The organism is Marinomonas sp. S3726 (assembly GCF_000967665.1).
Lineage (GTDB): Bacteria > Pseudomonadota > Gammaproteobacteria > Pseudomonadales > Marinomonadaceae > Marinomonas.
Genome location: NZ_JXYC01000004.1, coordinates 433,799 through 445,781 on the forward strand (window position 1 = coordinate 433,799; position 11,983 = coordinate 445,781).

At 42.9% G+C, this 11,983-nt stretch carries 10 protein-coding genes; 7 read left to right on the forward strand and 3 right to left on the reverse strand.

What is annotated here, in order from left to right:
- Positions 1-137: 137 nt before the first annotated feature.
- On the reverse strand, positions 138-1,544 hold the full coding sequence (gene glnA, locus TW85_RS03160) for a glutamate--ammonia ligase (protein ID WP_046015610.1): 1,407 nt from the start codon (positions 1,542-1,544) through the stop codon (positions 138-140).
- 339 nt (positions 1,545-1,883) lie between these two features.
- Between glnA and thiI the strand changes: the two genes are divergently transcribed.
- The 4 genes from thiI to dtd all read left to right on the forward strand — a co-directional run bounded on the left by thiI (position 1,884) and on the right by dtd (position 7,630).
- Positions 1,884-3,335: a tRNA uracil 4-sulfurtransferase ThiI gene (thiI, locus tag TW85_RS03165; RefSeq protein ID WP_046015611.1), complete on the forward strand. Its 1,452-nt coding sequence runs from the start codon at positions 1,884-1,886 to the stop codon at positions 3,333-3,335.
- A 221-nt stretch (positions 3,336-3,556) separates the two neighbouring features.
- Positions 3,557-5,119: a PAS domain-containing methyl-accepting chemotaxis protein gene (locus TW85_RS03170; protein WP_046015612.1), complete on the forward strand. Its 1,563-nt coding sequence runs from the start codon at positions 3,557-3,559 to the stop codon at positions 5,117-5,119.
- 134 nt (positions 5,120-5,253) lie between these two features.
- Positions 5,254-7,065 (forward strand): translational GTPase TypA, encoded by a 1,812-nt coding sequence (typA, locus tag TW85_RS03175; RefSeq protein ID WP_046015613.1) that lies wholly within the window; start codon positions 5,254-5,256, stop codon positions 7,063-7,065.
- Positions 7,066-7,195: 130 nt separating this feature from the next.
- The gene (gene dtd, locus TW85_RS03180) at positions 7,196-7,630 is read left to right on the forward strand and encodes a D-aminoacyl-tRNA deacylase (protein ID WP_046015614.1); all 435 of its coding nucleotides are present in this window, start codon (positions 7,196-7,198) and stop codon (positions 7,628-7,630) included.
- 29 nt (positions 7,631-7,659) lie between these two features.
- Here the strand turns inward: dtd and TW85_RS03185 are convergent, their stop codons facing one another.
- Entirely contained in the window at positions 7,660-8,556 is an 897-nt protein-coding gene (locus TW85_RS03185; RefSeq protein ID WP_046015615.1) for a LysR family transcriptional regulator, read from the reverse strand.
- Positions 8,557-8,717: 161 nt separating this feature from the next.
- On the opposite strand from TW85_RS03185, the gene TW85_RS03190 reads away from it, so the two are divergent.
- Genes TW85_RS03190 through TW85_RS03200 form a run of 3 tightly spaced genes read left to right on the forward strand, consistent with a single transcriptional unit; the run spans position 8,718 to position 11,304 of the window.
- The gene (locus TW85_RS03190; RefSeq protein ID WP_046015616.1) at positions 8,718-9,416 is read left to right on the forward strand and encodes a CoA transferase subunit A; all 699 of its coding nucleotides are present in this window, start codon (positions 8,718-8,720) and stop codon (positions 9,414-9,416) included.
- Positions 9,417-9,449: 33 nt separating this feature from the next.
- On the forward strand, positions 9,450-10,106 hold the full coding sequence (locus TW85_RS03195; RefSeq protein WP_046015617.1) for a 3-oxoacid CoA-transferase subunit B: 657 nt from the start codon (positions 9,450-9,452) through the stop codon (positions 10,104-10,106).
- 22 nt (positions 10,107-10,128) lie between these two features.
- Positions 10,129-11,304: an acetyl-CoA C-acetyltransferase gene (locus TW85_RS03200; protein ID WP_046015618.1), complete on the forward strand. Its 1,176-nt coding sequence runs from the start codon at positions 10,129-10,131 to the stop codon at positions 11,302-11,304.
- Between the two features lie 114 nt (positions 11,305-11,418).
- Here TW85_RS03200 and TW85_RS03205 read toward each other — a convergent pair whose 3' ends face one another.
- Complete coding sequence (locus TW85_RS03205) at positions 11,419-11,937, reverse strand: thioesterase family protein (RefSeq protein ID WP_046015619.1); 519 nt, start codon at positions 11,935-11,937, stop codon at positions 11,419-11,421.
- Positions 11,938-11,983: the final 46 nt, after the last annotated feature.

The window sequence follows — 11,983 nt, forward strand, 5'->3', positions numbered from 1 at the left end:
TCCTAATAATGTGTCATTAATACTAGATATTTTAGCGCACCATTATTGTGCGTGCGAGGTGGGTGCTCTTTTTTGGAGCATAAAAAAACCCAGCCTAAGCTGGGTTTTTATTAAACTTAAAGCCAGAGGCTTTAGTCTTATAGGCTGTAGTACAAGTCGAACTCAACTGGGTGAGTTGTCATAGATACTTGAAGCGCTTCTTCTGTTTTAAGAGCGATGTAAGCATCGATCATGTCATCAGAGAATACGCCACCTTGAGTCAAGAACTCACGGTCATTATCAAGAGCTTCAAGAGCTTGTTCTAGGCTGTTAGCAACAGTTGGGATTGCTAAAGCTTCTTCAGCTGGTAGGTCGTATAGATCTTTATCAGCTGCATCGCCAGGGTGGATCTTGTTCTTAATACCGTCGATACCAGCCATCAACATTGCAGAGAAAGCTAGGTAAGGGTTAGCGGTTGGATCAGGGAAACGAGCTTCAATACGCTTGCCTTTAGGGCTAGCTACGTATGGAATACGGATAGAAGCAGAACGGTTACGTGCTGAGTAAGCTAGCATAACTGGTGCTTCGAAGCCTGGAACAAGACGCTTGTAAGAGTTTGTTGAAGCGTTTGTGAAAGCGTTTAGTGCACGAGCGTGTTTGATGATACCGCCGATGTAGTAAAGCGCCATTTCAGACAGACCAGCATACTGATCACCAGCGAATTGGTTCTCGCCGCCTTTCCAGAAAGATTGGTGTACGTGCATACCAGAACCGTTATCACCAACGATAGGCTTTGGCATGAATGTCGCTGTTTTACCATAAGCGTGAGCAACGTTATGTACGCAGTACTTCATTACTTGTACTTCGTCAGCTTTCTTAACTAGAGTGTTGAATTTAACACCGATTTCGTTTTGACCCGCTGTTGCTACTTCGTGGTGGTGTACTTCGATCACAAGACCCATAGACTCCATTGCGCCACACATAGCGCCACGAAGGTCGTGGTGAGAATCTACTGGTGGTACTGGGAAGTAACCGCCTTTAACGCGAGGACGGTGACCCATGTTGCCGCCTTCGAAAGACTTGTTAGATGCCCAAGCAGCTTCTTCAGAGTTGATTTCAACCATGGTGCCTGACATGTCAGTTTTCCACTTAACATCGTCAAAGATGAAGAACTCTGGCTCAGGACCAAAGAAAGCAGTGTCGCCAAGGCCTGTAGACTTCAAGAACTCTTCAGCACGTAGTGCAACAGAACGTGGATCGCGATCGTAACCTTGCATTGTAGAAGGCTCGATAATAGTACAGCGAACAATAATAGTTGCTTCTTCTGTGAAAGGGTCGATTAGGCAAGAATCGTCTTCAGGCATCATGATCATGTCTGATTCGTTAATGCCTTTCCAGCCAGCAATAGATGAACCGTCAAACATTTGTCCGTTTTCGAAGAACTCTTCATCAACAGTAGATGCAGGGATAGTAACGTGCTGCTCTTTACCTTTAAAATCTGTAAAACGAAGGTCTACCCATTTAGCATCGTGTTCGGCAATTAACGCCAGAGTTTTGTTTGACATACTAGCTCTCCAGTAATTTAGTTTATTCCTAAGTGCGTGAGTAATTTTCACATAACTTTTGCTGTGCTTCACAATGAAGCGTTTCTTATTGGAAATAAAGCATTTTCTGTGCCACCTAACCTGAAAAATAATTAATGTCTTATTTTACAATGTGTTATGACGATTATTTTTTATTCTCGCCGTAATGCGAAAAATAAGTATAGAACATATCTCTCTTTATGCTCTTATTTGGTGCGCAATTTATTTTGGGTGTCACTTATTGGTGCGAATAAATAGTTTTCTGCTTTTCCGACTTTTCTTTATAATGTGTTCACATTATTTATTCAGTCGTAAGCAGCCATGAAATTCATTGTTAAGTTCTTTTCAGAAATCACTATTAAAAGTCGCCCTGTCCGTAAAACCTTCGTTAAACAGCTAAGGCAGAATATTCGTCAAGTGTTAACAGAGCATGACGAAAATGTTGTTGTAACAGGAAACTGGGACTTTATTGAGGTGTTATCTGAAAAAGATGAGCTGCGAGATGAATTTACCCATAGATTAGCGAATATTGCGGGTATTGCTCACTTTCAATATGTACGTGAATTCGAATTCACAACCTTAGAAGCTATCGTTGACGAAGCCATCGTCTCTTATGGAGATGTGTTAGAAAATGCCGTGTTTGCAGTCCGTGTAAAGCGTGTCGGTCAGCATGACTTTACATCAGTAGATGCCGAGCGCCAAATTGGCGGAACCTTAAAAGCACGCTGTAATGCGTTAGCAGTAAGGTTGAAGAACCCAGAAGTACTTGTACCTATTGATATTAGAGACAACCGAGTTTGGATTATTGAACAACGTATAGATGGCTTAGGTGGCTATCCTATTGGTTCCCATGACCCTGTTTTATCTCTTATTTCAGGTGGTTATGACTCTACCGTATCAACTTACATGACCATGAGTCGTGGCCTGAAAACCCATTTTTGTTTTTTCAACCTAGGTGGTGATGCCCACGAAATAGGTGTGAAGCAGGTTTCTTGGTATCTGTGGGAAAAGTACGGTTCTAATATTGGGGTTAAGTTCGTCACTATTCCATTTGAAGAGGTTGTTGGTGAAATTCTAACGAAAGTCGATAATTCGCAGATGGGCGTTATTCTAAAGCGCATGATGTTAAGAGCGGCTGGTAAGGTAATGGAAGATCTTGGTGCAAAGGCGTTAGTCACTGGTGAATGTGTTGCACAAGTATCGAGCCAAACCTTGGTCAACCTAAAAGTGATTGATGATGTGACAGATGAGCTAGTGATTCGTCCACTTATTACAACGAATAAACAAGAGATTATCGATCAGGCGACCAAAATTGGTACCGCTGCTTTCGCTGCTAGTATTCCTGAATATTGTGGTGTGATTTCTGTTAAGCCAACGACTCGCGCTAAGCTCCCTAAAATAGAGCATGAAGAAAGTAAGTTTGATTTTGCTGTATTAGATGCTGCCGTTGAAAATGCAAAATCAGTGTCTATTCGTACCGTAATGGAAGATGTAGATAAGCAATATCAAGGTGAAGTGCCGATTGTACGAGTACCTGTCTCAGATGAAGTTATTATTGATATTCGCCACCCAGATGAGATCGAGAAAAAGCCGCTAAAAGTGAGTGGTCGACCTGTGATCGAAATTCCGTTTTTTGCGTTAGAAAGCAAGTGGTCAGAATTAGATAAAGAGACAACACACCTGCTTTACTGTGGTAAGGGAGTTATGAGTAAAATACATGCAGCTTCATTACTCGGAAATGGTCATGAAAAGGTCGGTGTATATCTGCCTTAAGTAAAGAAAAGTCGCAACTTTACACTTAAAAAGCCAAAACTTGATCTAATCATCTTGTTTTGGCTTTTTTTATGTTTTTATAAAAAATGCTTGTTACGCAATATTACACAAAGGACAAAAAGTAACCAATAGCCCCCAAGTGAGTTTGATGTTGATCAAATAATGAGGCTTTTTAATGCCTTAATATTTTTCTCTCTGATCTATCTCACAAGGAAGGCAAAATGAGTTCTCATAATGAACAACTGCTTGCATCGGATGCAAACATACTTTCAACCACAGATCTAAAAAGCAAAATTCAGTACGTGAATCCCGATTTTGAAAAAATCAGTGGTTATAGTATGGATGAGCTAGTGGGTGAGAAGCATAATATTATTCGCCATCCTGATATGCCTGCTGCTGCTTTCTCTGACATGTGGCAGCACCTATTAGAGCAAAAGTCTTGGATGGGGGTGGTGAAGAATCGTTGTAAAAACGGTGACTACTACTGGGTAGATGCCTATGCTAGCCCTGTTATTAAAGAGGGTGAAGTACTTGAATATCAATCTGTTAGGCGACGCCCTAATGATGAGGTAAAAGCCAGAGCTGAAAATCTTTATCAAGCGCTTAATCAAGGAAAAAAGCCCAGCTATACTAAGCTTCCTCGCTTTTCACTTTTTTCTAAAATACTGGCAGCCAACAGCTTTATCCTCTGCCTTTTGTTTTTATTGCTGCAAAACCAAACTTCAAGCTTTATCAGTCTAATCGAATTTATCTCATTACTGGCGCTATCAAGCCTAGTGACAGTCTGGCTATTTAAACCAATTCAAACCTCCCTTAAAAAAGCGGCAATAATATCAGATTCAGATTTAGCCAAATATATTTATACTGGACGCGTAGATGAAGCTGGGCAGATAGAGTTAGCACTAACCCGTTTAAAAGGTGAAACAGCCGCCGTAGTTGGGCGTATTAGTAATTTCTCTAAAATTATACGACGTAAGCAGCAAGATCTTCAGGATTGTATTGCCGATAATCAAATGGGGCTAATGAGCCTTTCTAGTGATTTTAGCCATATAGAAAGTGCCATGAGCGATATGTCTGGCGCTATTAGTGATGTGGCCCATAACTCTACTCAAGCGGCGAGTATTGCGGGGCAAGCGGCTATGGATATGCAAGCCAGCTTAGCGGCAGTGAATGAAAGTGAGCAAGTAGTTGGTGGCATGATAGCGAAAGTTAAAGACGCCACCAATATAATGGATGACCTAGAGTCGCAAAGCTCGGCCATTAGTTCTGTGGTCGAAGTGATTCGAGATGTAGCAGAGCAAACTAACTTGCTTGCCTTAAATGCGGCTATTGAAGCGGCTCGTGCTGGGGAGCGTGGTCGAGGTTTTGCTGTGGTGGCCGATGAAGTACGTGCTTTAGCCACGCGCACCCATTATTCAACCAATGAAATCGTAAAAGCGATTGATAGTTTGCAGTTAAGTGCTGAAGCGGCCTCAAGGCAAATGCGTGATACCTTAGAGAGTGCCCATCAATGTGATACCCAGACACAGAATGCGGTTAACTCGATTGGTGCAGTGCAACAAGGTATAGAGGGAATCCATAGTCATGCAGATCAAATTGCACAAGTGATGGAAGAGCAGAATGCAGCGGCAAAAACCATTAATGGTTATATGTCTCAAGTGAGCCAAACAACCAACGAAATTGCCTCACGCAGCAAGCAAGATTTGAACACTTGCAACGAAATGCAAACTTTAGCGCAAAAAATGGATGCCTTAGCAGGACAATTTTGGGTGAATCTGACCTAGATCATCTTGTTTTGTACGATGTTTTTCAGAAACAGCAGAATAAAGTGATTTATTTGAGTGTTTTTTTAACAAATTGCTAGCAAGATCGCCTATAATGCGCGCAACTTTTTATCAGCTAGCCGAGAAACACTACTGTGATCGAGAATTTAAGAAACATCGCCATTATAGCCCACGTTGACCATGGTAAAACTACCTTGGTTGATAAACTTTTGAGCCAATCAGGTACCCTCGATCGCAAGGACGAAGGCGCTGAGCGTATCATGGACTCAAACGACCAAGAGAAAGAGCGTGGTATTACCATTTTGGCTAAAAACACAGCCATCAAATGGAATGACTACCGCATCAACATCGTAGACACACCTGGACACGCCGACTTCGGTGGTGAAGTAGAACGTGTACTATCTATGGTTGACTGCGTATGTCTATTGGTTGATGCCGTTGATGGTCCTATGCCTCAAACTCGCTTCGTAACTTCTAAAGCATTCGAACAGGGCCTACGTCCAATCGTTGTAATCAACAAGATTGACCGTCCTGGTGCTCGTCCTGACTATGTAATGGATCAAGTTTTTGATCTTTTCGATAGCCTAGGCGCAACAGAAGAGCAATTAGACTTCCCTGTTATCTACGCATCTGCAATCAATGGTATTGCTGGTGAAGATCCAGACGAAATGGCTGAAGACATGACGCCACTTTACCAAATGATCGTAGATAGCGTACCAGCACCTAAAGTTGACCCTGAAGGTGACTTCCAAATGCAGATTTCTGCACTGGATTATGACAGCTATGTCGGTGTAATCGGTGTAGGCCGTATCACACGTGGTAAGCTTTCTCCTAACCAACAAGTTGTTATTAAATCAGCTGATGGTTCTGAGCGTAAAGGTAAAGTACTAAACGTGAAAGGCTACATGGGTCTTGACCGTATCGATACTGAACTAGCGACTGCGGGTGACATCGTATGTATCAATGGTATCGACAAGCTAAGTATCTCTGATACCTTGTGTGAGCCAACAAATGTTGAAGCACTTCCAGCTCTAAGCGTAGATGAGCCAACCGTTAGCATGAACTTCATCGTTAACGATTCTCCATTCGCTGGTAAAGAAGGTAAGTTCGTTACGACTCGTAACATCAAAGACCGTCTAGACCAAGAGCTTATCCACAACGTTGCATTGCGCGTAGAACAAGGTGACACACCGGATAAATTCATCGTTTCTGGTCGTGGTGAGCTTCACTTATCTGTATTGATCGAAACAATGCGTCGTGAAGGCTTCGAAATGGGTGTATCTCGTCCAGAAGTTGTAACGAAAGAAATCGACGGCGTAATGTCTGAACCTTTCGAACAAGTGGTTATTGACGTTGAAGATCAACATCAAGGTGCCATCATGGAAGAGCTAGGTTTGCGTAAAGCAGAGCTAACTAACATGGAACCAGATGGTAAAGGCCGTACACGTCTTGAATTCATGATGCCTTCTCGTGGTTTGATTGGTTTCCGTGGTTTGTTCCTAACCCTTACTTCTGGTTCAGGTATCATGACCAGCGTATTTGACCACTATGGTCCAGTTAAAGTAGGTGAAGTACAAAGCCGTAAGAATGGTGTACTAGTTAGTATGCTTGCAGGTAAAACAGCTGCTTACTCACTATTTAACCTACAAAGCCGTGGCCGTATGTTCCTAGGCCATGCGGTTGAAGTATACGAAGGTCAAATTATCGGTATTCACTCACGTGACAACGATCTAGCGGTTAACCCTGTTAAAGGTAAGCAGCTAACTAACGTACGTGCATCTGGTACTGATGAAGCTCTAACGCTTACTCCACCAATTCGTCACACACTTGAGCAAGCGCTTGAGTTCATCGAGGATGACGAACTAGTAGAAGTAACACCGGACAGCATCCGTGTACGTAAGAAACTATTGACTGAAAACGAACGTAAACGTGCGGGTCGTAAGTAAGTTAGGCACCCTTTAGCCTAGCGGCTAAGAGTGTTTCAAAAAGCGCCTTCGGGCGCTTTTTTTGTGGGCTTGATTTATTAATGGATAAATGAACAATCATCTCATTAGCGATAAAAAATTAAGGGTTCAAATGAAACTACTGATACAAAGAGCAAAACAAGCCAGTGTGACTGTAGCAGGTGAAGTGATTGGCGCCATAGACCATGGGCAAATGGTGTTGGTGGGTATCGAAAAAGCCGATACAGAAGCGGACCTTCAGCGTTTAGCGGATAAGCTTTTGAAATACCGCATGTTTAGCGATGAAGAGGGCAAGATGAACCTTAACGTCAAGCAAGTTGAAGGTGGCGTGCTCTTGGTGTCTCAGTTCACCTTGGCTGCTGAAACTAAAAAGGGTCTAAGACCAGGGTTTTCAACGGCTGCTGTGCCTGCTGAAGCAGAGCGTTTGTTTAATGTGTTTGTCGATATGGTGCGCAAGCAACACGACAAGGTGGCAACAGGTGAGTTTGGCGCAGACATGCAAGTGGCATTAATCAATGATGGCCCAGTTACTTTTATGCTGGACTAAGAGTCTTATGTTGGATGAAGGTGCTTAACTTAATTCAGATTTTGGTCCGCCAAGGTTTCAATTAAGGTCTCGACCATGGCCTCTGCTGCAATGGATAGAGGTGTTTTGGCTCTGGTGATTATGCCAACATTTCTGGCGATAATGGGGGCTTTAATGGGTAAGCATATTGCACCTTGTTCCCTCATTTGACGCTCGCATAAGGCGGGCACTACTGCGACGCCTAAACCTTCTGCGACCATGCGACCTACGGTGGCAAGTTGGTGGGCATCAAAGGTGACCTGCAAATCAATTGATTCCTTAAACAGGGCTTCTTCAATCATACTTCTCACGCTCGAAGGCCTTTGTAGCGTGATAAAGTCGTAATCTAATAGTTGTGACCAAGTGAGTTCTTTGATGTCTTTTAAAGGACTGTTGCTTGGAACGACAGCAATGAATCTATCATTAAACAGGGTTTGAAAATTCAAATCTTGCGTATTGTCTGGGGCAAAGGAAATACCAATTTCTATTTGTCCTGAGCGAACCAACTCCACCACTGTATCTGCGAGTACGTCATGAACCTCGACCTTTATATTCGCGTGTTTTTGTCTATATTTGAGCAAGCCTTGTGGTAACAAGGAGGCAGCAAAAGATGGCATGGCAGCTAAGGCGATTTTCCCCATATTTAAGGTAAACCTTTGATGTAGCTCATGTTCCGCATCTGCCCAAGAGGCTAATAATGACTTTGCAATTGGCATAAGTGCCTCACCTTCTGGGGTGAGGTGAGTGGTTCTCGTGGTGCGGGTAAAGAGCCTGCCACCAAGGGAGTCTTCTAAATTTTTAATGGATAAACTGACCGCAGGTTGAGACATATGTACCAAGGCTGCAGCTTCGGCAAAACTTTTGGTTCTTGCCACAGCAAGGAAGACTTTGAGTTGTTTCGGATTCATGTCAGTTATCCAGTCTTAATGATGCGAATGAAAGAGCTATCTATAAATAGAAATATTAATAAGTAAAAAATATTAATAGATAAAAATTATAAACTTAATTAATGAGTGAAGATGGTACAGACTAATATCAAATAAAGCATGTATTAATTTGAGGTGAACACATGGCTGGTTTTAATAAGGTAGTAGACACCTACGAGGAAGCCCTTGCAGGTCTAGAAGATGGAATGACAGTGTTAGCAGGCGGTTTTGGCCTGTGTGGTATTCCTGAAAATTTGATTAGTGAAATTAAGCGTAAGCAAACCAAAAACTTAACTGTGGTTTCTAATAACTGTGGTGTGGATGGTTTTGGTCTTGGCATCTTGTTAGAAGATATGCAGATCAAAAAAATGGTGTCTTCTTATGTGGGTGAAAACGCCTTATTTGAAAAGCAGCTATTAGAAGGTGACTTGGAAGTCGAGTTAACACCTCAAGGTACCTTGGCTGAAAAAATGCGTGCTGGCGGTGCCGGTATTCCGGCATTTTATACGGCAACAGGCGTGGGTACTCCCGTTGCAGAAGGTAAAGATACCCGTGAATTTAATGGTCGTGAATACCTGTTAGAAGAGTCTATTACAGGTGATTTTGCCATAGTAAAAGGCTGGAAAGCAGATAGATATGGCAATGTTGTTTATCGCCATACCGCGCAAAACTTTAATCCACTTGCGGCAACGGCAGGCAAGATTACCGTGGTTGAAGTAGAAGAATTAGTTGAAACAGGTTCTCTTGATCCTGCTCATATTCACACTCCTGGTATTTATGTGGATAGAGTGATTGTAGGTACCTTTGAAAAACGTATTGAAAAGCGAACTGTGTCTGAATAAGGCGTTTGATTTCTAAATTATATAGGTGATTTTATGACTCTTTCCCGTGATCAAATGGCCATTCGAGTGGCACGTGAACTACAAGATGGTTATTACGTAAACCTAGGTATTGGTATTCCAACTTTAGTGGCTAACTTCGTACCAGAAGGTATGGAGGTCATGCTGCAATCAGAAAATGGTTTACTTGGTATGGGCGCCTTCCCAACGGAAGAAGAACTAGACGCTGACATGATTAATGCGGGAAAACAAACCGTAACCGCTGTGTCTGGTAGCTCTATTTTCTCTTCGGCTGAATCCTTCGCTATGATTCGCGGTGGCCATGTGGATCTCACCGTATTAGGCGCTTTTGAAGTCGATGTGAGCGGTAATATTGCATCTTGGATGATTCCTAAGAAGTTAATCAAAGGCATGGGTGGCGCGATGGATTTGGTAGCAGGTGCTGACAATATTATTGTCACCATGACCCATGCATCAAAAAATGGCGACTCTAAGTTATTAGATGCCTGTACCTTACCTCTAACGGGTAAAGGTTGTATTAAAAAAGTACTGACAGATTTGGCTTGGCTTGAAATCGAAGATGGTGCTTTTATCTTAAAAGAACGTGCACCAGGTGTGTCGGTTGAAGAGATTCAAGCGAAAACCCAAGGCCGTTTGATCGTGCCTGATCATGTTCCAGAAATGACGTTTTAATTAAGAGACAGGTAGTTAAGTTATGCAAATTGTAATTGTAGCGGCAGGGCGTTCGCCAATTGGCGCGTTTAATGGCAGCTTATCATCTTTGTCTGCGGTTGAGCTGGGTAAGCAGGTATTAGCGGGTTTGCTGGAAAAGCAGCCAGTATTAACGAATCAAATTGATGAAGTCATTTTAGGCCAAGTACTGGCAGCAGGCTGTGGTCAAAACCCTGCGCGTCAAACAGCGCTTAATGCTGGACTGCCTGAGTCTGTATCTGCATTAACCATTAATAAGGTATGTGGTTCTGGCTTAAAAGCAGTGCAAATGGCGGCTCAAGCTATCTTAGCGGGCGATGCTCAAATGGTTGTGGCTGGTGGTCAAGAAAGCATGAGTCAAGCGGCACATGTTTTACCTAATAGTCGTAATGGCCAAAAAATGGGTAATTGGGCATTAAAAGATACCATGATAAGTGATGGTCTATGGGATGCCTTTAATGACTTCCATATGGGGATTACCGCTGAAAACATTGCACAAAAATGGGATGTTAGCCGTGAAGATCAGGATGCGTTTGCGCTGGCTTCACAACAAAAAGCACAAGCGGCCATGGAAGCAGGTCAATTTGAGCAAGAAATCATCCCTATTCGGGTTCCTCAACGTCGTAAGGATGACCTGATTGTTGATACCGACGAACAGCCAAGACATGGTACTGAGTTAGCCTCACTTGCCAAGCTTCGTCCTGCTTTTAATAAAGAAGGAACAGTGACAGCGGGTAACGCATCGACCATTAATGATGGTGCAGCTATGGTGGTTGTCACTACCAAAGAGAAAGCAGACGAACTAGGTTTACCTGTGCTTGCTACTCTGGATGGTTTTGCGAGCTCAGGCTGTGCTCCAGAAATCATGGGGACAGGGCCAATTCATGCTAGTCGTAAGTGTTTGGATAAACTGGGTTGGGATATCGCCAGCCTTGATTTAGTCGAAGCCAATGAAGCGTTCGCGGTACAAGCGATGACAGTGAATAAAGAGCTTGGCTTTGATACCGCTAAAGTGAATGTGAATGGTGGAGCCATTGCGCTTGGTCACCCCATTGGTGCATCCGGCTGTCGTATCTTAGTGAGCTTGATTCATGAGATGCAAAAACGTGACGCTAAACGAGGCCTTGCGACCTTGTGTATTGGCGGTGGTATGGGAATCGCAGCAGCGCTTTCTAACTAATCGTTTTTTTGCTCTCTTGTAGCGCTCATCAATAAAAAGGGTGTCCATTGGACACCCTTTTTATTTTGTCTGAGAAAGTAGCTCTCTAAAAAGTAACGGCTTTAAAAGCTAGCGTTAAGATTTAGGGCGCCTAATCGCAATGGCTTTACCTGCATTGGGAGGTGTGTCTAATAGGTTGTGGGCGGCCTGTATTTCATCAACAAATGCTTGTGTCTGTGTTAAGAAAGGTGCGGCTCTATGTGCTTGCATATCCATATGTAACAACAAGGTTTCCATTGTGGCTAATTCATCATGGGTTTGTCCGTGGTACATGGTCATGAAGAGTCTTAGTTTTTTATTATCACTTTCTAATAATTGCCCTTGGATAATGATGGGCTCAGCTTCAGCGACCTCTTTTAGGTAAGTCACCATACTTTGTAGGGTGTAAATAGAAACGCTGTGTTCTTCTCTAAAGGTTTCATCCAGACCAATATGCAACATAAAGGCGTCAATAGCCTGACTAAAAGCGACCACATAATAGGCATCATTCATGTGTCCGTTGTAATCTATCCATTCAGGTAAAACTGGGCTTTCGAATAAGTTAATCATATCAGGCTCGTTTGGCTGTTCAGCCAGTGCAGTTTGGTTTGGCATTTTTTCTCCTAGTTCAGAAAGTGGTGTGGCTGGCTCCTATGCTAGG

Excerpts from the sequence above, each read along its gene's own strand:
- thiI (WP_046015611.1), top strand. The coding sequence starts at position 1,884 with ATGAAATTCATTGTTAAGTTCTTTTCAGAAATCACTATTAAAAGTCGC.
- TW85_RS03205 (WP_046015619.1), bottom strand. The coding sequence starts at position 11,937 with ATGCCAAACCAAACTGCACTGGCTGAACAGCCAAACGAGCCTGATATG.
- dtd (WP_046015614.1), top strand. The coding sequence starts at position 7,196 with ATGAAACTACTGATACAAAGAGCAAAACAAGCCAGTGTGACTGTAGCA.
- TW85_RS03190 (WP_046015616.1), top strand. The coding sequence starts at position 8,718 with ATGGCTGGTTTTAATAAGGTAGTAGACACCTACGAGGAAGCCCTTGCA.
- glnA (WP_046015610.1), bottom strand. The coding sequence starts at position 1,544 with ATGTCAAACAAAACTCTGGCGTTAATTGCCGAACACGATGCTAAATGG.
- TW85_RS03200 (WP_046015618.1), top strand. The coding sequence starts at position 10,129 with ATGCAAATTGTAATTGTAGCGGCAGGGCGTTCGCCAATTGGCGCGTTT.
- TW85_RS03195 (WP_046015617.1), top strand. The coding sequence starts at position 9,450 with ATGACTCTTTCCCGTGATCAAATGGCCATTCGAGTGGCACGTGAACTA.
- TW85_RS03185 (WP_046015615.1), bottom strand. The coding sequence starts at position 8,556 with ATGAATCCGAAACAACTCAAAGTCTTCCTTGCTGTGGCAAGAACCAAA.
- TW85_RS03170 (WP_046015612.1), top strand. The coding sequence starts at position 3,557 with ATGAGTTCTCATAATGAACAACTGCTTGCATCGGATGCAAACATACTT.